The 21297-nt window shown below is 66.6% G+C and carries 21 protein-coding genes; 10 read left to right on the top strand and 11 right to left on the bottom strand.

Annotated elements, in window-relative coordinates:
• Nucleotides 1-5: 5 nt before the first annotated feature.
• The gene (locus ACR65K_RS14630) at nt 6-557 is read left to right on the top strand and encodes an RNA polymerase sigma factor (protein WP_440153618.1); all 552 of its coding nucleotides are present in this window, start codon (nt 6-8) and stop codon (nt 555-557) included.
• On the top strand, nt 554-1537 hold the full coding sequence (locus ACR65K_RS14625; protein WP_440153617.1) for a hypothetical protein: 984 nt from the start codon (nt 554-556) through the stop codon (nt 1535-1537). The genes ACR65K_RS14630 and ACR65K_RS14625 overlap by 4 nt, the downstream gene beginning before the upstream one ends.
• Before the next feature lie 63 nt (nt 1538-1600).
• Here ACR65K_RS14625 and ACR65K_RS14620 read toward each other — a convergent pair whose 3' ends face one another.
• The 7 genes from ACR65K_RS14620 to ACR65K_RS14590 all read right to left on the bottom strand — a co-directional run bounded on the left by ACR65K_RS14620 (nt 1601) and on the right by ACR65K_RS14590 (nt 9500).
• Entirely contained in the window at nt 1601-2095 is a 495-nt protein-coding gene (locus ACR65K_RS14620) for a CoA-binding protein (protein WP_440153615.1), read from the bottom strand.
• On the bottom strand, nt 2092-3444 hold the full coding sequence (locus tag ACR65K_RS14615) for an O-acetylhomoserine aminocarboxypropyltransferase/cysteine synthase family protein (protein ID WP_440153613.1): 1353 nt from the start codon (nt 3442-3444) through the stop codon (nt 2092-2094). The genes ACR65K_RS14620 and ACR65K_RS14615 overlap by 4 nt, the downstream gene beginning before the upstream one ends.
• Nucleotides 3444-4634 carry a dimethylsulfone monooxygenase SfnG gene (sfnG, locus tag ACR65K_RS14610; protein WP_440153612.1) on the bottom strand — a complete coding sequence of 397 codons (1191 nt, stop codon included), beginning with the start codon at nt 4632-4634 and terminating at the stop codon, nt 3444-3446. The genes ACR65K_RS14615 and sfnG overlap by 1 nt, the downstream gene beginning before the upstream one ends.
• A complete protein-coding gene (gene acs, locus ACR65K_RS14605; RefSeq protein ID WP_440153713.1) occupies nt 4631-6595 on the bottom strand; it encodes an acetate--CoA ligase in 1965 nt (654 codons plus the stop codon). The genes sfnG and acs overlap by 4 nt, the downstream gene beginning before the upstream one ends.
• Entirely contained in the window at nt 6586-7488 is a 903-nt protein-coding gene (locus ACR65K_RS14600; RefSeq protein WP_440153610.1) for an ABC transporter permease, read from the bottom strand. Before ACR65K_RS14600 ends, acs begins: the two co-directional genes overlap by 10 nt.
• Entirely contained in the window at nt 7488-8537 is a 1050-nt protein-coding gene (locus tag ACR65K_RS14595) for an aliphatic sulfonate ABC transporter substrate-binding protein (RefSeq protein ID WP_440153609.1), read from the bottom strand. Before ACR65K_RS14595 ends, ACR65K_RS14600 begins: the two co-directional genes overlap by 1 nt.
• A gap of 138 nt (nt 8538-8675) precedes the next feature.
• Nucleotides 8676-9500, bottom strand: a complete 825-nt coding sequence (locus ACR65K_RS14590; RefSeq protein WP_440153608.1) for an ABC transporter ATP-binding protein — start codon at nt 9498-9500, stop codon at nt 8676-8678.
• Nucleotides 9501-9821: 321 nt separating this feature from the next.
• Here ACR65K_RS14590 and ACR65K_RS14585 point away from each other — a divergent pair, with 321 nt between their 5' ends.
• Nucleotides 9822-10247, top strand: a complete 426-nt coding sequence (locus tag ACR65K_RS14585) for a CoA-binding protein (RefSeq protein WP_440153606.1) — start codon at nt 9822-9824, stop codon at nt 10245-10247.
• On the opposite strand, the gene ACR65K_RS14580 is transcribed toward ACR65K_RS14585, so the two are convergent.
• Entirely contained in the window at nt 10244-11272 is a 1029-nt protein-coding gene (locus ACR65K_RS14580) for an isopenicillin N synthase family dioxygenase (RefSeq protein WP_440153605.1), read from the bottom strand. The two genes, ACR65K_RS14585 and ACR65K_RS14580, sit on opposite strands and share 4 nt — an antisense overlap.
• Nucleotides 11273-11317: 45 nt before the next feature.
• On the opposite strand from ACR65K_RS14580, the gene ACR65K_RS14575 reads away from it, so the two are divergent.
• From ACR65K_RS14575 to ACR65K_RS14555, 5 genes are all read left to right on the top strand, one after another.
• Complete coding sequence (locus ACR65K_RS14575; protein ID WP_440153604.1) at nt 11318-11731, top strand: MmcQ/YjbR family DNA-binding protein; 414 nt, start codon at nt 11318-11320, stop codon at nt 11729-11731.
• Entirely contained in the window at nt 11724-12266 is a 543-nt protein-coding gene (locus ACR65K_RS14570; RefSeq protein WP_440153603.1) for a DUF1990 domain-containing protein, read from the top strand. Before ACR65K_RS14575 ends, ACR65K_RS14570 begins: the two co-directional genes overlap by 8 nt.
• Complete coding sequence (locus ACR65K_RS14565) at nt 12263-12580, top strand: putative quinol monooxygenase (protein ID WP_056337230.1); 318 nt, start codon at nt 12263-12265, stop codon at nt 12578-12580. The genes ACR65K_RS14570 and ACR65K_RS14565 overlap by 4 nt, the downstream gene beginning before the upstream one ends.
• Before the next feature lie 74 nt (nt 12581-12654).
• A complete protein-coding gene (locus ACR65K_RS14560; RefSeq protein WP_056337233.1) occupies nt 12655-12948 on the top strand; it encodes a DUF503 domain-containing protein in 294 nt (97 codons plus the stop codon).
• Nucleotides 12949-13066: 118 nt separating this feature from the next.
• Complete coding sequence (locus ACR65K_RS14555) at nt 13067-14008, top strand: type IV toxin-antitoxin system AbiEi family antitoxin (RefSeq protein WP_440153601.1); 942 nt, start codon at nt 13067-13069, stop codon at nt 14006-14008.
• Between the two features lie 84 nt (nt 14009-14092).
• On the opposite strand, the gene purL is transcribed toward ACR65K_RS14555, so the two are convergent.
• From purL to purS, 3 genes are read right to left on the bottom strand one after another with little or no spacing between them, the layout of a single operon-like run.
• Entirely contained in the window at nt 14093-16402 is a 2310-nt protein-coding gene (gene purL / locus ACR65K_RS14550) for a phosphoribosylformylglycinamidine synthase subunit PurL (RefSeq protein ID WP_440153600.1), read from the bottom strand.
• Nucleotides 16399-17184: a phosphoribosylformylglycinamidine synthase subunit PurQ gene (gene purQ, locus ACR65K_RS14545; RefSeq protein ID WP_440153599.1), complete on the bottom strand. Its 786-nt coding sequence runs from the start codon at nt 17182-17184 to the stop codon at nt 16399-16401. Before purQ ends, purL begins: the two co-directional genes overlap by 4 nt.
• A gap of 1 nt (nt 17185) precedes the next feature.
• Nucleotides 17186-17437 (bottom strand): phosphoribosylformylglycinamidine synthase subunit PurS, encoded by a 252-nt coding sequence (purS, locus tag ACR65K_RS14540; protein ID WP_003798434.1) that lies wholly within the window; start codon nt 17435-17437, stop codon nt 17186-17188.
• Nucleotides 17438-17683: 246 nt separating this feature from the next.
• On the opposite strand from purS, the gene ACR65K_RS14535 reads away from it, so the two are divergent.
• Together ACR65K_RS14535 and ACR65K_RS14530 are read left to right on the top strand one after the other, a co-directional pair.
• A complete protein-coding gene (locus ACR65K_RS14535; RefSeq protein ID WP_082566836.1) occupies nt 17684-17869 on the top strand; it encodes a hypothetical protein in 186 nt (61 codons plus the stop codon).
• A 263-nt stretch (nt 17870-18132) separates the two neighbouring features.
• The gene (locus ACR65K_RS14530; protein WP_440153598.1) at nt 18133-21264 is read left to right on the top strand and encodes a S8 family serine peptidase; all 3132 of its coding nucleotides are present in this window, start codon (nt 18133-18135) and stop codon (nt 21262-21264) included.
• Nucleotides 21265-21297 lie beyond the last annotated feature (33 nt).

Here is a 21297-nt window from a genome sequence, read left to right as displayed (position 1 = left end):
CGTCAGTGACCGATGCACAGACAGACGATGCTCCGGAGCAGCCAGCTCCCGGGACCCCTGCCTTCAGCCTCGTCTACAAGACATACGCGCCGCAGGTACTGGGCTATCTCACCGCCCGGGGAGTAGAGGATCCGGAGGCCGCCATGCAGGAAGTGTTTCTTTCAGTCCTGCCCAGGCTCGACACTGTGCACGGAGGAGATGCCGGGCTGCGCACCTTTATCTTTTCGGTTGCCCACGCACGGATGGTGGATGACCACCGCCGCCAGAGCCGAAGCCCGGTCAGGCTGCCGTTCGAGCCCGAGCTTGACCAGCGCCAGGACAGTTCAGCGGAAAAACAAGCCCTGCAGCGCATTTCACCCCAGGAAATCCTCGGGCTGCTGGACGGACTGCCCCAGGACCAGCGCGAAGTGCTGTCGCTGCGCCTGGTGGGCGGCCTGACGGTGGAACAGACAGCGGAGACCATCAACAAGAGCGCCGGCGCCGTGAAGCAGCTCCAGCGGCGCGCGTTGCTGAAACTCCGGGAACTTGCGGCAGTGAGGGAGTATTTCACGCCATGACATCCGCTTCGGACAACCTCGCCACGGTCGTTGACGATATGCTCCAGGACGCCGGCCTGGCCCAGGACCCGGAACTTCGGGACGCCCTGGTCACGCTGGGTTCCCTGGCTTCGCTGCCCGCTCCGGCACCCACCGGGGAGCTCGCCGCGCTGCTTGCCGCCGGCGGTGCGGCAAAGGAGGCTGCCTCCGATGGAACCCCGGCTGAACAGCCGGGTGATGCCCCGTCCGAGGATCAGCCTGTCCATCACCATTCGAACGGTGACCGGTCGAATCGCCATCAGCCGGACGATGAACTTGCGCGCCGTCGCCGCCGGCACCGCCCCACGGCACTGGGCCTGGTCCTGGTGGCCGGGATGGGGCTGGGCGTTGGGGGAGTAGCCGCCAGCACCACTGCACCCGGAAACAGCCCCATTGGGCACCTGCTGCAGGATTGGACGCCCTGGGGCAACACCAACGCTGGCGCGCCGGCCGCCGCCACAGGCAACCCAGCGGCAAAGGTGGACGCGAATGCGGACCTTACCGCCCCCGCCTCAACCCCGGCGCCCGGCGGGGCTGTACTACCGGGAAGAACCGCGTTCCGCCTCCTGCAGGGTCCTGCAGGCCTGGCCGGTTACACCGGCTCGCCGGAGTGCCTTGGCCCCGTCATGCACGACGCCGGCGCGGGCTCCGGGAAGTGCGCAGCCATACCGGCCGGGGCGCCTGGGCTGGCGGGGGCCGGCGGCAGCAAGGACGGCGGCGGAGCGGCTGCGGCCGCAGGAGCATCGGCAGGAACCCCGGCGGGACCGGCTGATGCCGGCACGGGAAAGGCCGGGGTGCCGGCGCCGGATGCTGCGGTAGGCAGCGTGGATTCAGCCGGCGTGGACCCGGCCGGGTCGGCGCAGAAAGCGGCAGGCCCCGCGGGGACTGGAGACGCCGGGCCCGGCAAAGGCCAGGGCGGAAACCAGGGAAACAACCAGAAGCCGGCGCCCCCGGCAAAATAGCTGATATACACCAAGAGCGGGCCCGTCCAACGGGCCCGCTCTACTGTTAGGTGCCGGAAACGGTCAGGACAGGACCTGCCGCTTCGAGGAAATGACCCCGGTATCGAAACCGGCCAGGTGGAGGCCGCCGTGGAAGCGGGCGTGCTCGATCTTCACGCAGCGGTCCATCACCACATTGAGCCCGGCGGCTTCCGCGTCCGCGGCCACGCCTTCATGCCAGGACCCCAGCTGCAACCAAAGAGTCTTGGCGCCCGCGGCCACTGCCTCGTCCAGGACACCGGGCAGGTCGTCGTGTTTGCGGAACACGTCAACGATGTCCGGGCTCTCCGGCAGGTCCGCCAGTGAGGCGTAGGTGGGCTGGCCCAGGATTTCCTTGACCACAGGGTTGACGAAGTACACCTTGTAGCGGGTGGAGGACAGCAGGTAGGTGGCCACGAAGTAGCTGGCCCGCGACGGTTTGTCCGAAGCGCCAACAATCGCAATCGACGTCGCCTGCCGGAGCAGGGCAAGCCGCTCCGGTGCTGACGGGCCGGACCAGGTACGTTCGGCGGTGCTCATGCGTTTGCTCCGATCGTGCAGGCGTCTGCTGGTTCTTCGATGACGGGTGCGGTTTCGGCCGCAAGGTTCGACGCCTCGGTCAGCGCCTGGTCCAGGTCCCACAGGATGTCCTCGATGTCCTCGAGGCCCACCGAAATGCGGACCAGGTCCTCCGGCACGCCCGCTGATTCGAGCTGGGCAGGGCTCAGCTGCTGGTGGGTGGTGGAGCCCGGGTGGATCACCAGGGTCCGCGAGTCACCCACGTTGGCCAGGTGCGAGGCCAGCTGCAGCGACTCGATGAACTTCCGGCCTGCGGCCCGTCCGCCCTTGACCCCGAAGGAGAAGACCGAGCCTGGGCCCAGCGGCAGGTACTTGCGTGCCCGATCGAAGTGCGGGTGCGAGGGCAGCCCGGAGTAGTTCACGTACGCCACCCGGTCATCATTCTCGAGCCATTCGGCCACGGCCTGGGCGTTTTTCAGGTGCTCGTCGAGCCGCTGCGGCAGCGTTTCCACGCCCTGGAGGAGCTGGAACGCCGACTGCGGCGACAGGGCCGGGCCGATGTCCCGCAGCTGTTCGCTGCGAAGCTTCGTGAGGAAGCCGTACTCGCCGAAGTTGCCCCACCAGGAGACGTTGCCGTAGGAAGCCACGGGCTCGGTCATGGTGGGGAACTTGCCGTTGCCCCAATTGAACCGGCCGCTTTCCACCACCACGCCGCCCAGGGTGGTGCCGTGGCCGCCCAGGAATTTTGTGGCGGAGTGGATCACGATGTCGGCGCCGTGCTCGATCGGGCGCACGAGGTACGGCGTGCTCAAGGTGGCGTCCACCACCAGGGGGATCCCGGCGTCGTGCGCCACCTTCGCCAGCCCCGCCAGGTCCTGGACCTCCGACGACGGGTTGGCCACCACCTCCACGAAGATCGCCTTGGTGTTCCCCCGGACCGCCGCGGCATAGTCAGCGGGGTCGGTGCCGGGGACGAACGTGGTGTCCACGCCAAAGCGTCGCAGGGTCACGTCCAGCTGGGTCACCGTGCCGCCGTACAGCTGGGAGGCTGCCACGATGTGGTCTCCGGCCTGGGTAAGCGCGGCGAAGGTGATGAACTCTGCAGCCATGCCGGAGGACGTCGCCACCGCGCCGATGCCGCCTTCGAGGGATGCGATGCGCTCCTCGAAGGCCGCCACGGTTGGGTTGCCGATGCGGGAGTAGATGTTGCCGTACTTCTGCAGGGCGAACAGGTTCGCGGCGTCGTCGGTGTCCTTGAAGACAAAAGACGTGGTCTGGTAGATGGGGACGGCCCGGGCGCCGTGTTCGGCGTCGGGAGTGCCGCCGGCGTGCAGGGCGCGGGTGCGGAAACCGAAGGTGCGGTCAGCCATCAGACAGCCACCGCCTGCGCGACGGGAGTAGCGGACAGGTCAAGTTCGGTGCGGTTCTTCCTTGCCAGGTCGGCCTCCAGTTCGCGGACGATCGGCAGGATGTCCTGGCCGAATGCGGCCACCTCCTCCTGGAAGTGCAGGTAGCAGGTGAGGAACAGGTTCACGCCGATCTTCTTGTACTCCACGATGCGCTCGGCGATCTGCTCCGGGGTGCCGATCAGCTGGGTCTTGAAGCCGTCGTTGTATTGGATCAGGTCCTCGAATGTGGAGTCGGCCCACATGCCCTTGCCGTCCTTGGTGGACGCTCCGGCTTCCTGCACGGCGTCGCGGAAACCCTGGACCGCCGGCTTGTGTGCCTTCTCGACGATCTCGCGCAGGGTGTCCCGTGCTTCCTTCTCCGAGTCGCGGGCGATGACGAATCCGTTCAGGCCAAACTTCGGCGCTGCCAGCCGGCCCTCGGCGCCGCGGCGGGCCTCGCCGGCGGAGGCGACCACGCCGGCGATGTTCTCCTTGAAGCCCTCCAGGTCCTTGCCGTTGGAGAAGTACCAGTCGGCCACGCGGCCGGCCGTGGCCTGGGCCGCCGTCGAGTTTCCGCCGAAGAAGATTTCCGGGTGGGCGCGGCCGGGGACATCAACCGGCGCCGGGTTCAGGGTGAAGTCGGTGATGTTGTAGTACTTGCCGGACTGGCTGTACTCCTGTTCGGTCCACAGGCCGCGCAGGACGTTGATGAACTCCTCGGTGCGGACATAGCGCTCATCGTGCTCCAGCCACTCCAGGCCGAAGTTGGTGAACTCGCTCTTCAGCCAGCCGGAGACGATGTTGACGGCGGCGCGGCCGTTGGAGATGTGGTCAGCGGTGATGATGTACTTCGCCAGCACGCCGGGGTGCCACATGCCCGGGTGGACCGCGGCGATCACCTTGAGCCGCTCGGTGGCGGCCAGCAGGGCCAGGCTGAACGAGGTGGCCTCGTGCTGCTTGTCTGCCCCGTAGGAGGCGGCGTACCGGGTCTGGGTCAGGGCGTATTCGAAGCCGGACTCCTCGGCGATGCGCGCCAGCTTCTTGTTGTAGTCGAAGTCCCAGCCGGTGCGCTGTTCGATGGTGGACACCACCAGGCCGCCGGAGACGTTGGGCACCCAGTAGGCGAACTTGAGCGGTTCGGAGAGTCGGGCGACGTTGCTGATCTCGGTCATGAATTTTCCTTTGCTAGGGCCCGCTGGTGCAGGACGTGCTGGATGCCGGCGATCGCCGGTTCGTTCTGGAGTGAAGTGGTATCGCCCAGCGCGGTACCTTCGAACAGTTGGGTGAGCAGCCGGCGCATGATCTTGCCGCTGCGCGTCTTGGGAACATCGGGGACCACCACGACGTCGCGCGGCTTGGCGATGGGGCCGATCTCCCTGGCCACGTGGTTCCGGAGCTCGTGGGCCACATCGCCGGCAAGCCGGGATTCAGCGCCTGCCTTCAGGACGACGAAAGACACCACCGCATGGCCGGTCTTCGGGTCAGCGACCGGACAGACCCCGGCTTCCACCACCTCCGGGTGGGACACCAGGGCGGATTCGATTTCAATCGTGGAGAGCAGGTGGCCGGATACGTTGAGGGTGTCATCCACCCGGCCCAGGATCCAGATATCGGCGTCGGAATCGTACTTGGCGCCGTCGCCGGCCAGGAACCAGCCGCGGTCCGCGTACTTGCTCCAGTAGGAATCGAAGTAGCGGCGCGGGTTGCCCCAGACAGTGCGCGCGATGGCGGGCCCGGGGGAGTCAACCACGATGTTTCCCTGGATGCCCGGCGCAACCGTCTTGCCGCCGTCGTCCACGATCCTGGTGCTGACCCCTGGCAGCGGGCGCGCGGCACAGCCGGGCTTGAAGCTGGTGTCCGTGGGGGCGGGGGAGAGGATGGTGGCGCCCGTCTCGGACTGCCACCACGTGTCCACCACGGGGGCGGTGCCGGCGCCCACGTTCTCCCGCAGCCAGCGCCAGGCTTCAGGGTTGACGGCTTCGCCCACCGTGCCCAGCAGGCGGATGGAGGAGAGGTCGTAGGTGTCCGGGACGCCGTCCGGGAACCAGCCCATGAGGGAACGGACCAACGTAGGTGCGGTGTAGTACTGCGTCACGCCGTAGCGTTCGATGATTTCGAAGTGCCGGCCCGGGTGCGGGGTGTTGGGGGTGCCTTCGAAGATCACCTGGGTCACGCCGTTGGAGAGCGGGCCGTAGATTTCGTAGGTGTGTGCCGTGACCCAGGCGAGGTCCGCGGTGCACCAGTGCACGTCCTGGTCCCGCAGGGCCGGGTCCGGGTTGCTGAACAGGTGCTCGAAGCTCCAGGACGCCTGCGTCAGGTATCCACCGGAGGTGTGCACCAGGCCCTTGGGCTTGCCGGTGGTGCCGGAGGTGTACATGATGAACAGCGGTGTTTCGGCGTCGAACGCCTCGGGCTGGTGCACGTCCGGGGCGTTGTCGACGACGTCGTGCCACCACACGTCGCGGCCTTCCGTCATGGGGACGGTTGCCAGGTCGGCGGCCGGGGTGGTGCGGTTGACCACCAGGACGTGTTCGATGGCGTTGTCCCCGGCGACGGCGGCGTCTGCGTTGTCCTTCACGGGGACGGCCACGCCGCGGCGGAACTGGCCATCGGTGGTGACCAGGAGCTTGGCGCCGGTGTCCTCCACCCGGAACTTCAGGGCCTCTGCGGAGAAGCCACCGAACACCAGCGAGTGGATGGCGCCGATGCGGGCCACCGCGAGCGTGATGATGACCGTTTCCGGGATGACCGGGAGGTAGATGACCACGCGGTCACCCTTGGTGATGCCCAGGGCCAGGAGCGCGTTGGCTGCCTTGGACACTTCACGCTGGAGTTCGGCGTAGGTGATGGACTTCCGGTCACCCGGCTCGCCCTCGAAGTGCAGCGCCACCTTCTGCCCGCGGCCGGCCGCGACGTGGCGGTCCACGCAGTTGGCGGCCACGTTGAGTGTGCCGCCCTCAAACCAGGTGATTTCCGGGCCGCGGCCGGCCTCCGGGTCCGCCGGGATCCAGCGGTGCGCTGTGTGCCAGGGGGTGTCCCAGTCCAGGCGGAGTGCCTGCTGCTCCCAGAAGGCGACGTTGTCCGGGCGCACGCCCGCGTTCAGGTCATAGGTTTCGGTGGTGCTCAGGCCCATCGTTTCACCGCCCATTTTTCGGCCAGCCCCAGCAGGGCGTCGGTAATTTTTCCAATGACGGCCAGCATCACGATGGCCAGGAGCAGCCGGTCCGTGCGGCCGTTGTTCTGCGAGTCAATCAGCAGGAAGCCCAGCCCCATCGAGGAAGCGATCAGTTCCGCCGCCACCAGGAACAGCCAGGCCTGGGCCAGCGCCAGGCGCAGCCCGGAGAACACCGCGGGAACGACGGCGGGCAGCTGCACGGTGGTCAGCAGGCGGACGCCTTTCAACCCGAAGGCGCGTGCGGCTTCCACCAGGTTGCGGTCCACATGGCGCAGGGCCAGGGAGACCGTGGTGAACACCGGAAAGAACGCGCCGATGATGATGAGCGTTACCTTCGAGTCCTCGCCGATCTTCATCCACAGGATCAGCAGCGGCACCCAGGCCAGGGACGGCACGGCGCGCAGCGCACCGATCGTGGGCGCCAGAAGTGCGTCGGCGAGTTTGGACAGTCCCACGCCGGCACCCAGGACCAGCCCCAGGGCGGCGCCCACCAGGAATCCGATGAGGACCCGCTGGGTGGAGATCGCGATGTGGATGCCCAGTTCGCCGCGTTCAACGAGTTCTCCGGCAGCGGCCAGCACCATGGCGGGCGGAGGCAGCTGGACTACGGTGAACAGGCCGCTGGCCGAGGCTGCCTGCCAGGCAGCCAGGAGGGCGGCCGGGATGATCAGGCCAAGGGGCAGACGCGCCCAGTTCCTGGTGCGGACTCCGGCGGGAGACCATCCCGTTGCCGGAGCGGGTGCCGGCACGGCACCCGCCTGGGCTGCGTCTGCCGTTGTTGCGGGGGCGGCTGCAGCACGCCCGTCCGCAACACTGCTGCCGGTGATCTTTGGTTCTCCTGGATAGCTCATCAGGAGGCCTTAATGGCCGAGGGATCAGCCTTCTTCACCAGCGAGTCGTCGAGAAGGGAGGCCACGGCGTCGTCAATCTGCTTCTGCGTCTTCACGTCACCGGTTTCCACGAAAGTGGGACCAATCTTCTCCAGTACTTTGCGCTGCGCGTCCCCCGGCGCCGGGTTGACGTCCAGGTTGCTGCGCTCCAGCACCACGGTCTTGGCGACGGCGGGGTCCAGGCCGGCGGCGTCGGCCAGGATCTGCGCGGTCTGGTCCGGGTTCTGTGCGGCCCAGGCGCGGGCCTTTTCATAGGCGTTCACCACTGCCTGCGCCAGCTCAGGCTTGTTCTTCAGGAACGGCTCAGTGGCGTTGAGGAAGCCGTAGGTGTTGAAGTCCAGGTTGCGGTAGAAGAGCTTGGCGCCCTTCTGCTCCGCCCCGGCCATGATCGGATCCAGCCCGGACCAGGCCTGGACGGAGCCGTTTTCCAGGGCGGTGCGGCCGTCGGCGTGCTGCAGGTTCTGGACCGTCACGTCACCGGGCTTCAGCCCCGCCTGCTCCAGTGCCTGCAGCAGGAAGAAGTAGGGGTCGGTGCCCTTGGTGGCGGCCACAGACTTGCCCTTGAGGTCGGCCACGGAGGTGATGTCCGATCCGGCGGGAGCCACCAGGGCTGCCCATTCGGGCTGGGAGAAGATGTCGATGGTCTTGATTTCCGAGCCGTTGGCGCGGGCCAGCAGCGCGGCGGACCCGGCGGTGGAACCCACATCGATGGCACCGGAGCGCAGGGCTTCGTTGGCCTTGTTGGACCCGGCGGACTGGACCCAGTTCACGGTCACGCCCTGGTCCTTGAGGCTTGCCTCGAGCCAGCCCTGCTTCTTGATGACCAGGCTCAGAGGGTTGTAGGTGGCGAAGTCGATGTTGAGGGTGCCGCCCTTGCTGCTGCCGGCCGCGGCTGCGCTGCCGGATGAACCTTCCCCTGCAACACAGCCCGTGAGTGCCAGGACGGCGGAAGCGGCAAGGGCTGCTGCGCCAAGGACTGAACGGCGGGTGATGGGCAATGCGTGCGGCATGGGTTTCCTTTGAAAGCGGGGATGGAACGGTATGAATCAGGGGCCAGGCTGGTGCCGCCGGCCAGGAGTGGGGTCCGACGGCGGCCCGGGCTAACAGGGCGGGTTACGGCAATGGGAGGGGAGCCTGCGGAGTGCCCGTCAGCTGGAGTGGTGCCCGTCGACGCCGAGGGTTCCCAGCAGGGAGGCACGCATGAGGGCAAGTTCGGCTGAGGCGCGCCCGCGGGGACGGCTGCCGGGCACCTCAACGGTCCTGACGATCGACGCGCCTTCTCCGGCGGCATCAGGGCCAAGCACGATGATGCGGTCCGCGAGCTGAAGGGCCTCATCCACGTCGTGGGTGACCAGCAGGACGGTGGTGGGCTCTGCCCGGTGGATTTCCAGGAGCAGGTCCTGCATCTTGATCCGGGTAAGGGCATCGAGGGCGCCGAAAGGCTCATCGAGCAGCAGGACGCCCGGGTTCCGGGCCAGCGCCCGCGCCAGGGACGCACGCTGCGCCATGCCGCCCGATACCTCGCGGGGGCGGTGCTTGGCGAAGTTTTCCAGCCCTACGAGTTCCAGCAGCCGGGCCACCTTGGCTTTGCCCTCCTTTGCACTGCAGCCGGTGGGCAGCCCGATGGCTACGTTGGCCTGCAGCGTGTGCCAGGGCAGGAGCCGGGGTTCCTGAAAGGCGAAGGCGCACCGCGGGTCGATGCCGTGCACGGGGGTGTCCTCGATGACGACGGCGCCGGCGCTGGGGTGGTCCAGGCCGGCCGTGGCGCGCAGGAGCGTGGATTTACCGCAGCCGGAGGGCCCCAGGATGGCCAGGACCTCACCGGCCGCAACATCAAAGGTCACATCCCGCAGGACGGTCCGGGCTGCGGAGCCGGTGCCGAACGTGCGGCGCAGGCCCCGGAAGGACACCGTAAGGGCAGGGGCATGGGCGGAGGTGGCGGCGCCGGGCAGCGGCGACAGGACTGCGGTCATAGGATCACTCCATCGGTCCTGGCAGTAGCACCCTACGGAGCCAGCCTTCGCCGGAGTGGTCAGTTCCGGATACCCGTGGCTGGAATCCTTGCTATCACCGGGGCGTTTGGGAAGCGTCCGGCGACCAGGGTTGCTGCGGCGTCATCGATCCAGGTCTCTCGGCCGCTCGGGATGGTCAAAGACCACTACACAGCAATGAATCAGCGAGAGCAAACTCTCGCTGGGGCCGCGTAATATTCGTTCACACCTCCTTCTGCCTTTAGTCATCATTCTTTTATTCGATGAATGCCTGCTGCTTGGGCGGAAGCGTAGTCTGTTGCCATGGGCCACACGAACGATCCTGCAGTCATCGAACGCCTTCTGCGAACCAGGGGCCGCTGGGCAATCGTCGGACTCACCACCAATGAGTGGCGCTCTGCGTACGATGTGTCGCTGATGATCCGCGACCGGCTCGGCATGGAAATCATCCCCGTCAACCTGCCCGGCGACCCCGTCCACGGCGAAACCGGCTACCGCACCCTCGGCGACATCCCGCCGGAAAAGCAGCCCATCGACGTCGTGGACTGCTTTGTGAACTCGCAGAAGGTGGGCAGCGTGGTGGACCAGGCCATCGCCGTGGGGGCGAAAGCCGTGTGGCTGCAGTTGGGGGTCATCGACGAGGCAGCGGCGGAACGCGCCAAGGCTGCCGGTTTGGACGTGGTGATGAACGCCTGCCCCGCGCAGCTGGCCTGGAAGTACAACCTTTAACGCTTCATCAAGTCCGGATAGTGCCGTTCGGTCACGTCCGGGTGGGCCCGCATCCGGCCCTTGAGCATGTTGAGGCCGAAGGATGCCAGGAGCGGGTTGTCCGGATCGTCCGTGATGCCCCGGGCTGCCGCCTTCAGTTCCGGAGCCAGCGGGACGGGGTCGATCACCGCGTCGAGCCGGGGCGACCAGAAGAACGGCACCGAGTAACGGTCGACGCCGGGCGGCGGTGCCTGCACGCGGTGGATGGTTGCCGCAAGGTATCCCTCCGTGGCGACTTCGAGCATCTCGCCAAGGTTCACCACCAGCGCTCCCGGCAGGGGCTCCACTGGCAGCCACTCGTTGGTACCGGGCGGCAGCACTTCGAGGCCGCCTACGTCGTCCTGGAGGAGGAGGGTCACGAAGCCGTAGTCCGCGTGCGAGCCCACGCCCTGGTCCCCGGCCGCTTCCACCACGCCGCCCACGTAATGCACCAGCTTGCCCATCCAGGCCGGTGAATCCCGGAAGGGTTCGTCGAAGTAGTCTTCCGGCAGGTGCAGCGAAACGGCGATGGCCCTCAACAGTTCCATGCCTACCCCGGACATCAGCTCCGCCCACTCCATGGCAGCAGGCTTCAACTCGGGGAATGTTTCGTCAGGCCAGAGGTTGGGGCCCTGCAGGAGCCAGTAGGGCTGGCCGTCCGGGTAGTCCTTGACCGGCTCGCGCTCCGGTGAGTAATCGATCTGCTCCCGCGCGTCCGCCCGGCCCTGGGTCACCTCCGTGCCCATGCGGGTGTACCCGCGGAAATGGGGGGACAGGCGGTTGTCCAGCTTCATCCGCTCCTCAAGGGGAAGGTCGAAGAAGCGCCGGATGATGTCCAGGAGCTCTTCGGCCTGGGCCGGCCGTCCACCGTAGCCTGTGACCTGGAAGAACCCGACGTCGTGGGTGGCATGCCGCAGCTGCTCAATGAACTCCGGGTTGAAGGACCCGTATGGCTGCCGTGCGGAACTTAGATCCAGAACAGGTATGGCTCCCTGGTCGCCTGACATCCTCGCAGACTAGCACCGCGCGGGTCCGCTTTATAGGCTTCCCTTATGGACCCAAGTGCGCTGCGGGAGATCTGCCTTTCGTTTCCGGGAGCCTATGAGGATTTTCCGTTCGGACCGGAGACCTCGGTCTTCAAGGTCCGCGCGGGCAGTGCCGGGGGAGCCCGGCACGAGGCCAAATTGTTTGCCCTGTCATCCATGGACGAACGCGACTTTTACGTGAACCTGAAGTGCGAGCCGGCCCTGGCCGCGCAGCTGCGCGCAGTCCACCCTGCCATCACCGGCGCATGGCACATGAACAAGACCCACTGGAACGGCGTCCGCCTTGACGGCTCGCTGCCGGACGGGATGGTCCGTGACATGGTGGAGGACTCGTACGATCTTGTGGTGTCAGGGCTGAGCCGGAAGCAGCAGGAGCAACTGGGGTGGGCACGCCTCGAAAGGGCAGGCGGCAATGACTGACGCGGGAAAGCTCAGCTATCCGGGAATCGGCGGCACCGAACACGGCGACGCCCCGCAGGGGTATGGCCGTGTCCTGGAGGAAGCCCGCCTTGGCACCGGACTGGACGTCTACCGGCGGGTGGCGGACGGCATCCTCGGCTGGGAACTGCAGCGGCGGGCTGGGCTGCGCGTCCGCGCCGATTCGCCGAGGGCTGTGCCGGGGGCGCACGTGGTGAGCGGATTCGGCGTCGGTCCCTTACGGCTGCCCGCACCCTGCCAAGTGGTTTGGACCCGGGAACCGGCGCCGGAGGGTGTTCCCCAGTCCGCCGGTTTTGGTTACGGGACCCTGCCGGGGCATCCTGCGCTGGGGGAGGAATCCTTCGAGGTTGAGATCAACAATCACGGGGAAGTGTGGCTGAGGATCCGTGCCTTCAGCAAGCCTGCCAACTGGTTCTATGCCGCCGGCGGCATAGTCACCCGCGCGGCGCAGCGCTACGTTACTTCCCGGTACATTGAAGGGGCACGCAGTCTCGCCGCGGAAGGAACATCCCAGTGATCTTTATCGTCGTCAAGTTCAAGGTCAAGCCTGAATGGTCGGAGCGCTGGCTCGATCTCGTGGGCGACTTCACCCGGGCCACCCGGGAGGAGCCGGGCAACCTGTGGTTCGACTGGTCGCGCAGCGTGGATGATCCCAACGAGTTCGTCCTGGTGGAGGCGTTCAAGGACGACGCCGCTGGGGACCACGTCAACAGCGCGCACTTCAAGAAGGCCATGGCGGACATGCCGCAGGCGCTCGCCGAAACGCCCCGGATCATCAGCCGCCAGCTCGACGGCGAAGGCTGGGACCTGATGGGCGAACTCACCATCTGACCCCATCGATTGCTCCGTAGCTGTCGTTTTGGCCCTCCTAAACGGCGGGTACGGAGCACTCGATAGCATGAAGCATGTGGATCGGGTGGAGTGAGTTCGACATCCTCCTGGGCGACGTGCACAGCCTGAAGGAGAAACGCTCCGTAGTGCGGCCCCTCCTGGCCGAACTCAAACGCCGCTTTGAAGTCTCCGTTGCCGAGGTGGGGGACCACAGCCAGTACCGGCGAACCCAGCTCGGTGTTGGCCTGGTGGCAGCCGACCGGAGGCACGTCGTGGAGGTGCTCGCCGCCGTCGAACGCTTCGTGGCGGGACGGCCCGAGATCGAGCTGCTCAGCGTGCGCCAGCGCGAGCTTCACAGCGAAGACTGATCCCATCGGTTGCTGAGTAAACGCCCTTTTGGCGCCTCAAAAGGGCGTTTATGGAGCAGTCGATGGAGGATGTGGATAACTTCTGCGGACATGCGGCTCCTTCTGCTCTGATGTAGCAATGAAGACTGCACGTCCGCTTCCTGACGTACTTGAGGGCAGGCCCTTCACTGCGGCTGAGGCGGCAAGGGCGGGGGTCTCAGCCAAGCGCTTGAGGCATCGTTCCCTCAGCAGGCTTGGTAAGGGCATCAGAGTAGACGGCCCGACGGCGGAGCTTGCGTTGGCCATGCGGGTGCGGCCCTTCATTGAGGTCAACGAGCTATGTGCTGCCTCGCACGTTACGGCCGCGGAGCTTTATTCGCTGCCGCAGCGGCGCCGGGACGACGCCTTCGACGCCTTCCACCTCATCCGGCCCGAAGGTGCAGCACATCTGGACAGGCCCCACGTCATCGTGCACCGCATGAAGCTGTACGAGGACGAACTCGCAACGATGGACGGGATTCCGGTGACAACGCCGGAGCGGACGTGGCTCGACATGGCGGAACTGCTGTCCGTCGATGAAATCGTGGCCATGGGGGATGCATGCGTTCGCGTTCCGCGCCTCGAATTCGAGGGCCGAAGCATGCCGCTGTGCAGCATGTGGGATCTGCAGCGGACGATTGACAGGCATCGGGGAAAGCGGGGCCTCCGGAAGGCCAAGGAGGCCCTGGAACTCATCCGGGTCGGATCGGATTCGGCCCAGGAAACCATGCTCCGGCTTGCTATCGTCCGCGCGGGCCTGCCCGAACCCGAGCTGAATATCCCGATCATCACTGAGGACGGCGTCAGGCACCATGAACCGGACCTGTCTTACCGCAAATACAGGATCGGAATCGAGTACGAGGGCGAGCACCACGGCGAGGAAAGCCAGATCGCCAGGGACATAGCGCGCTCTGAACGGTACGCCGCCTTGGGGTGGACGGAGGTCAGGATCTCCAAGCGGCACATGGTCAACGATGCGAAACCGGCCGCGGCCAAAGTTCTTGTTGCCCTGGCACAGGCCGGCTGGCGGAGAGGTTCTTAAAAACGATTGCTCCGTAACTGCCCTTTTGAGGGCTCAAAAGGGCAGTTACGGAGCAGTCGATGGGTGGGTGGCGGTGGGGAGGTTCTAGCCGAAGTACTTCGGCAGCGTCCCTTCGTGGGCTTCGCGGAGGGCGTCCAGGGACAGGGCCTCCACGCCGTTGATCTCCAACTTGCCGCTGGCCGCGTCCACCACGCCGATGCGGGTGTGGGCGAAGCCGCGGGCGGTGCACATGTCGGTGAAGCGGACTTCCTCGGAGCGCGGGACGCCCACAACGGCGCGGCCCTGCGACTCGGAGAAGAGCGCCGTGAACAGGTCCACGCCGTCCCGGTCCATGACGTCCTGCAGTGCGATCCGGGCACCTACGCCGTAGCGCAGTGAGGACTCCACCAGGGCAGCCGCGAGGCCGCCTTCGGAGAGGTCGTGCGCGGAATCGATCATGCCGTCGCGGGACGCGTTGATCAGGATCTCACCCAACGCGCGCTCTGCTTCGAGGTCCACCTTCGGCGGCTGGCCGCCTAGGTGTCCGCGCATGTTGGCCCACTCGGAACCATCCAGCTCGGCGCCCGTGGTGCCCAGGAGGTAGATGGCCTGGCCGTCCTCACGCCAGCCCGACGGCGTGCGGCGCGCGACGTCGTCGAGCTTGCCCAGGACCGCCACCACGGGGGAGGGGTGGATGGGCGTGGTGCCCGTCTGGTTGTAGAGCGAGACGTTGCCGCCGGTGACCGGGATGCCCAGCACCATGCAGGCATCGGACAGGCCGCGGATGGCCTCGGCGAGCTGCCACATGACGTCCGGGTCCTCGGGGGAGCCGAAGTTCAGGCAGTCGCTGACGGCCATGGGGATGGCGCCCGTGGTGGCCACGTTGCGGTAGGCCTCGGCCAATGCAAGCTGCGCGCCGTGGTACGGGTCCAGGTAGGTGTAGCGGCCGTTGGCGTCGGTGGCCAGGGCAACGCCCAGGCCCGACTCCTCGTCCACGCGGACCACGCCGGCATCGTCGGGGAACGCCATGGAGGTGTTGCCGCCAACGTAGCGGTCGTACTGGTTGGTGATCCAGGACTTGGAGCACATGTTCGGCGATGCCACGAGTTCGGTTACAGCGGCAGCGAGCTCAGCCGGGGCGGCCGGGCGGCCGGCGTCCTGCACGGAGCCGGTGAAGGTGTCTGCCTGGACGGCGTCCTGCCACTCGGGACGGGCAAACGGGCGGTCGTAGACCGGACCGTCGTGTGCCACGGTGCGGGGATCGACGTCGACAATCACCTCGCCTTCCCAAGTGATGATCAGGCGGCCGGTGTCGGTCACCTCGCCCAGCCAGGAGTACTCCACGGCCCACTTGTCCATGACGGCCTCGAACGCCTCGACGTTCTCCGGCGTGACGACGGCCATCATGCGTTCCTGCGACTCGGACATCAGGATCTCGCCCGGGGTCAGCGTGGGGTCGCGCAGCAGCACAGACGTCAGCTCAACCTGCATGCCGCCGTCGCCATTGGAAGCCAGCTCGGACGTGGCGCAGGAGATGCCTGCCGCGCCGAGGTCCTGGATGCCTTCCACCAGCGAGCCCTTGAAGAGCTCCAGGCAGCACTCGATGAGGACCTTCTCTGCGAAGGGGTCGCCCACCTGGACGGCGGGGCGCTTGGACGGCTTGGTGTCGTCGAAGGATTCGGAGGCCAGCACGGAGGCGCCGCCGATGCCGTCGCCGCCGGTGCGCGCACCGAACAGGACCACCTTGTTGCCCTTGCCGGAAGCGTTGGCCAGGCGGATGTCCTCGTGGCGCATGACGCCCACAGCCAGGGCGTTGACCAGCGGGTTGCCCTGGTAGACGGAGTCGAACACCATTTCGCCGCCGATGTTCGGCAGGCCCAGCGAGTTGCCGTAGCCGCCGATGCCGGCGACGGCGCCGTGCATGACGCGCGCGGTGTCGGGGTGGTCGATGGCACCGAAACGCAGCGGGTCCATCACGGCCACGGGGCGGGCGCCCATGGAGATGATGTCGCGGACAATGCCGCCGATGCCGGTCGCGGCACCCTGGTAGGGCTCAACGAACGACGGCGAGTTGTGTGATTCGATCTTGAAGGTCACGGCCCAGCCGTCCCCCAGGTTGGTCACGCCGGCGTTTTCGCCGATGCCCACCAGCATGTCCTTCTTCATTTCCTCGGTGACCTTCTGGCCGAACTGGCGCAGGTGGTTCTTGGAGGACTTGTAGGAGCAGTGCTCGCTCCACATGACGGAGTACATGGCCAGCTCGGCGCCGGTGGGGCGGCGGCCCAGGACCTTGACGATCTCGTCGAACTCGTTCTGCTTCAGGCCCAGCTCGGCCCACGGCAGTTCGGTGTCCGGGGTCTTCGCGGCGTGCTCGACTGTGTCGATGTTGAACTTCTTGGTGGTTTCCGTGGTCACTTGTCGCCTCCCACAATCTTGTTCAGTACGGAGGTGAAGAAACCCAGCCCGTCAGTGTCGGAACCGCCGATGCCGTCCAGCGATTCGGGGCCGAAGCCGGGCTCCACGGCGTGCTCCGGGTGCGGCATGAGGCCCACCACGTTGCCGGCGGCGTTGGAGATGCCGGCGATGTCACGGCGGGAACCGTTGGGGTTGAAGCCGACGTAGCGGAACACTACGCGGCCCTCGGCCTCAAGGGCGTCCAGGGTCTTTTCGTCCGCGATGTACTGGCCGTCCTGGTTCTTCAGCGGAATGGTGATCTCCTGGCCCGCCTCATAATTCAGCGTCCACGCGGTGTTGCTGTTCTCGACGCGCAGCACCTGGTCGCGGCAGAGGAACTTCAGGTGGTCGTTCTTGATCATCGAACCGGGCAGCAGGTGCGACTCGGTGAGGATCTGGAAGCCGTTGCAGATGCCCAGGACAGGCAGCTTGGCGTCGGAGTTGGCGGCGTCGATGATCTTGGACATCAGCGGCGCAAAGCGGGCAATGGCGCCGGCACGCAGGTAGTCGCCGTAGGAAAAACCGCCGGGGATGACGACGGCGTCCACGTCGCCGAGTTCGCTGTCACCGTGCCAGAGTTCGACGGCGGTGCCGCCGGCCAGGCGGACGGCGCGGGCAGCGTCCCGGTCGTCAAGGGTGCCGGGGAAAGTAACGACGCCGATTCGCGCGCCAGCGAGCCCGCGAGCACCAGAGGCGTCGGCCGCAACCGCCACGGCTTCGCCGATCAGGGGGAGTTCAGTCATGTCAGGCCTCGACGACCTCGACGTTGACGACATCCTCGATCACCGGGTTGGACAGGAGGGTCTCTGCGGCATCACGGGCCTGGGCCAGGATGTCTTCGGTCACCTCGCCGTCGACCGTCAGTTCAAAACGCTTGCCCTGGCGGACAGAGCTGAAGCTGGTGAAGCCCAGCCGGGGGAGAGCGCCGACGATCGCCTTCCCCTGCGGGTCCAGAATCTCGGGCTTGGGCATGACGTCAACAACGATCCGGGGCATCCGGCAACTCCTGTGCGTGAGCTTGGGTAAGGGCGCAGCGGAGTGGTGCCGTCTCACGCCGTACCGGGGTGTTGGCGACAGTTGGTCACCTGCATTGGTTCACCATGAGGTCGGGCGCTCCGCGAGCTTGCCTTACCATTCTACCGGGCCGGACGCACCCCTTTGCATTCGGCGGTTCAGGAAGCGGGGCGGACCGGTAAGGGCGTGGTTCTGGAGTTGCCGGAGGGCCTTCACTAGGATTGCTGGATGGCTGAGAATTCGAAATCCGTGCTGTTGCCCGTGGTTGCCGCGGCGGTGTTTGCCGGCCTGGGCAGGATGGTGTTCCAGAAAATAAAGGCGGACCGCCTGGCCCGCGAGACGCGGGTGACTGGCCCCGTGGATGAAAAGACCAGGCAATGGATCAGTGACGTGGTGCGCACCCCGCGCTCGTAGCGCCGCCTGCCATCCTGCCTCCTTGCAAGGGCGTCCTCCGGGGCGCCCTTTTCCATGACTGCTTCCCCATCCTGCCGGCCCGCAGCCCAACCCGTTTGACAAGCGGAAATTTCCCGAATGTGCCCTATGTCATATCGCGCTCTCAGTCTGTACTCTGTGAACAGTCTGGTCTCAGCAAATTACAAAACCTGTAATTCCCTCTGCAGTTCCAGTCGTCAGGGCTGCCCACCAAGGCTGGGTGGTACATCGTGAAAGGGTTGCACGTGAAATCAACTGGAAAGAGCCCCTCGCGGGCTGGGGGACTCCGGAAGGCAGCCGCGCTGGCTGTCGGGTTGCCCCTTCTCCTTAGCTCCCTGGCAGTGGGTCCCGCGTCCGCGGCACCCGGAGGCCAGGGTGCGGAGAACTCCTCGTCCACTGCGAAGGACAGTCAATTCAAGGACGGCCGGTACATCGTGGTGCTCGCCGGTCCCGCTGCTGCGGCGTACGAAGGGGGAGTTGCCGGACTGGGCGCCACAAAGCCCCAGCAGGGCAGGAAGCTCGACGCCGGCAGCCCCAGCTACCAGGCCTACGACGCCCACCTGCGCAAGCAGCAGCGTGAGGTCGCAGCGGCCCAGGGCGTCAGCCCCGCCAAGCAGTACACCGCGGCACTGAACGGGTTCACTGCCGAGCTGACCGCGACGCAGGCGGCAGCCCTGTCCAAGGACAGCCGTGTCCTGGCGGTGGCGCCCGACGTCGAAAACAAGCCTGACTACACCACCACCGACTTCCTTAAGCTCAGCGGCCCTGACGGTGCCTGGGCCAAGCAGTTCGGTGGGCAGGCCAACGCCGGCAAGGGCGTTGTTGTAGGTGTCATCGACTCCGGTTACGCCCCGGATAACCCCTTCCTGCAAGGCGAACCGGTGAAGCCACTGCAGGGTGATCCGCAGGTGGGCGTTCCCTACCGCACCGGTGACGGCAAAATTGCCATGCTCAAGGCGGACGGCAGCACCTTCGAAGGGGAATGCCAGAAAGGCCAGGGCACCGGAGCCTCATTTGACGGCTCGCTCTGCAATTCCAAGGTCATTGGTGCCCGCTACTTCGCCGATTCCTTCCTGCAGTACGTGGCACCCGGCAACCGGGCACCGGAAGAGCAGATTTCCCCCGTGGACGTGGGCAGCCACGGCACCCATACCGCCACCACGGCAGCCGGCAACGCCAACGTCGAGCAGGTGATCGACGGCGCGAGCTTCGGAAAGAGCTCCGGCGTGGCACCCGCCGCCAAGGTCTCGGTATACAAAATCTGCTGGGAGGACACCAACCCGGACACCGGCGGCTGCTACTCCTCGGCGTCTGTTGAGGCCGTGGACGCAGCCATCAAGGACGGCGTGGATGTCCTGAACTACTCCATCTCCGGCAACAACAACAGCACCACTGATCCGGTGGCGTTGGCATTCCTCAACGCTGCCGCCGCCGGTGTGTTCGTTTCGGCCTCGGCCGGCAACTCCGGTCCTGCAGCCTCCACCGTGAACCATGCCTCACCCTGGCTGACAACGGTGGCTGCCTCCACCTTCCCCAGCGACCTGGTGGGAACCGTCAAGGTCTCCGACGGATCGCTGTACCGCGGCGCTTCCATCATGAAGTCGGAAGTGGCGGGCAAGCCCGCCGTCCTCGCTGCGGCCGCCGCCGCCCCGGGTGCTGTCAACCCCAACCTTTGCGGCCCGGGTACCCTCGATGCCGCCAAGGTGGCCGGCAAGGTTGTGGTCTGCGACCGCGGCGTTATCGACCGGACTGCCAAGAGCCAGGAAGTCCTGGACAAGGGCGGTGTGGGCATGATCCTGGTGAACCTCACCAGCAGCTCGGAGGACGCCGACAACCACGTCGTCCCCACCGTCCACGTCAACGCCCCCAAGAGCCTGGAACTGAAGTCCAAGCTGGAGGCCAACCCGGCGCTGACTGTCAGCCTGGTCAAGGGCGACCTGACCGGCCTGCCGCCGGCCGCGGCACCCCAGATCGCAGGGTTCTCGTCCCGCGGCCCCACCCTGGCATCCGGCGGCGACCTGCTCAAGCCGGATATTTCCGCTCCGGGCGTCAACGTCCTGGCGGGTGTCTCCACGATCGGCAACGACGGGGACCAGTTCGGATTCATGTCAGGCACCTCCATGGCTGCACCGCACATCGCCGGTTTCGGTGCCTTGGTGCTGAGCAAGCAGCCGAAGTGGACCCCTGCGATGGTGAAGTCCGCCATGATGACCACTGCCTACCCGCTGGTCAAGGCCGACGGTTCGCCCAACGCCGACCCGTTCCAGGGCGGCGCCGGCCACATCGATTCCACCCGCGTCCTTGATCCCGGGCTGGTCTACGACTCGGGAATCCAAAACTGGCTGGGCTTCCTGAATGGCCAGGGTGTTGAGACGGGTGCCCCGCAGGCTGGCAGCATCGCCGCCCGCGACCTCAACCTGCCTTCCATCGCGCTGGGCAGCCTGGTGGGAGAAGTGCAGGTGAAGCGCAAGCTCACCGCCCTGGTGCCGGGGATGTACCACCCCGAGGTCAACATGCCGGGCTTCAACGTCAACGTCGAACCCAAGGCGCTGAATTTCGCCAAGGCCGGCCAGACCCGCGAAGTTACCGTCACCATCCGGAACGCGAGCGCACCGGTGGGCAAGTTCAGTACCGGAAGCCTCACCTGGAAGGGCCCCCGAACGGTGACGTCACCGATCGCCGTCCGGCCGGTTGATGCTCAGATTGCCCCGTCGTTCTCCTTCAGCTCGGCCACAGGCACCGGCAGCGGCTCCATGGAGCTCGTTTCCGGCTCCGACAGCCCCATCGCCGTCGGCGTGGAGGGCCTGGCACCGCTGAGCCAGACCGCCATCACCAAGACTCCGGGCGAGTACGCACCCACGAATGACGCCCACAACGCCGTGCTCCAGGTGAACGTGCCGGCCGGTGCCTCGTTTGCGCGGGTGGGCATCCAGGCGCAGTCGAACGACGTCGACTGGGACATGGTGGTCTACGCACCGAACGCGTCGGGCGGGCTGACCCCCACCCAGGTGGCGACGGCATCGGCCAGTGAATTTCTGGACCTGGAATCGCCGCGGGCCGGCACCTACTACGTGGTGGCCAACCTGTACGCCACGCCGGACAACGGCCCCGCTACCGCTTCCGTCCAGGCTGTGAGCTTCGCCGGCGACGCAGGCAACCTCACGGTGGACCCCAACCCCATCGTGGCGCCGAACGGAACCGCCACCTCGGCGACGCTGAGCTGGGCGGGACTCCAGGAGGGGTCCTATCTCTCCCGGTTGAGCCTTGGCAGCAACGGCATCAAAACCTGGGTGAACGTGCAGGTGGGGCAGGGCGCTGCCCCCGCCCCGGCCGGCGCTCCGCAGCTTGACCTGGCCCAGGCGGTACCCGGCACCTGACCGGAAAGCATGGGGGGAAGGTCCCGGGCGGTC

The organism is Arthrobacter sp. SAFR-179, from assembly GCF_059414945.1.
Note: the sequence above shows the minus strand (reverse complement) of the source record. Positions and strands in the feature narration are given on the sequence as shown.

What these genes read in the sequence shown, in the direction of transcription:
- ACR65K_RS14625 (WP_440153617.1), top strand. Translation starts at nt 554, where the DNA reads ATGACATCCGCTTCGGACAACCTCGCCACGGTCGTTGACGATATGCTC.
- ACR65K_RS14620 (WP_440153615.1), bottom strand. Translation starts at nt 2,095, where the DNA reads ATGAGCACCGCCGAACGTACCTGGTCCGGCCCGTCAGCACCGGAGCGG.
- ACR65K_RS14615 (WP_440153613.1), bottom strand. Translation starts at nt 3,444, where the DNA reads ATGGCTGACCGCACCTTCGGTTTCCGCACCCGCGCCCTGCACGCCGGC.
- sfnG (WP_440153612.1), bottom strand. Translation starts at nt 4,634, where the DNA reads ATGACCGAGATCAGCAACGTCGCCCGACTCTCCGAACCGCTCAAGTTC.
- acs (WP_440153713.1), bottom strand. Translation starts at nt 6,595, where the DNA reads ATGGGCCTGAGCACCACCGAAACCTATGACCTGAACGCGGGCGTGCGC.
- ACR65K_RS14600 (WP_440153610.1), bottom strand. Translation starts at nt 7,488, where the DNA reads ATGAGCTATCCAGGAGAACCAAAGATCACCGGCAGCAGTGTTGCGGAC.
- ACR65K_RS14595 (WP_440153609.1), bottom strand. Translation starts at nt 8,537, where the DNA reads ATGCCGCACGCATTGCCCATCACCCGCCGTTCAGTCCTTGGCGCAGCA.
- ACR65K_RS14590 (WP_440153608.1), bottom strand. Translation starts at nt 9,500, where the DNA reads ATGACCGCAGTCCTGTCGCCGCTGCCCGGCGCCGCCACCTCCGCCCAT.
- ACR65K_RS14585 (WP_440153606.1), top strand. Translation starts at nt 9,822, where the DNA reads ATGGGCCACACGAACGATCCTGCAGTCATCGAACGCCTTCTGCGAACC.
- ACR65K_RS14580 (WP_440153605.1), bottom strand. Translation starts at nt 11,272, where the DNA reads ATGTCAGGCGACCAGGGAGCCATACCTGTTCTGGATCTAAGTTCCGCA.
- ACR65K_RS14575 (WP_440153604.1), top strand. Translation starts at nt 11,318, where the DNA reads ATGGACCCAAGTGCGCTGCGGGAGATCTGCCTTTCGTTTCCGGGAGCC.
- ACR65K_RS14570 (WP_440153603.1), top strand. Translation starts at nt 11,724, where the DNA reads ATGACTGACGCGGGAAAGCTCAGCTATCCGGGAATCGGCGGCACCGAA.
- ACR65K_RS14560 (WP_056337233.1), top strand. Translation starts at nt 12,655, where the DNA reads ATGTGGATCGGGTGGAGTGAGTTCGACATCCTCCTGGGCGACGTGCAC.
- ACR65K_RS14555 (WP_440153601.1), top strand. Translation starts at nt 13,067, where the DNA reads ATGAAGACTGCACGTCCGCTTCCTGACGTACTTGAGGGCAGGCCCTTC.
- purQ (WP_440153599.1), bottom strand. Translation starts at nt 17,184, where the DNA reads ATGACTGAACTCCCCCTGATCGGCGAAGCCGTGGCGGTTGCGGCCGAC.
- purS (WP_003798434.1), bottom strand. Translation starts at nt 17,437, where the DNA reads ATGCCCCGGATCGTTGTTGACGTCATGCCCAAGCCCGAGATTCTGGAC.
- ACR65K_RS14535 (WP_082566836.1), top strand. Translation starts at nt 17,684, where the DNA reads ATGGCTGAGAATTCGAAATCCGTGCTGTTGCCCGTGGTTGCCGCGGCG.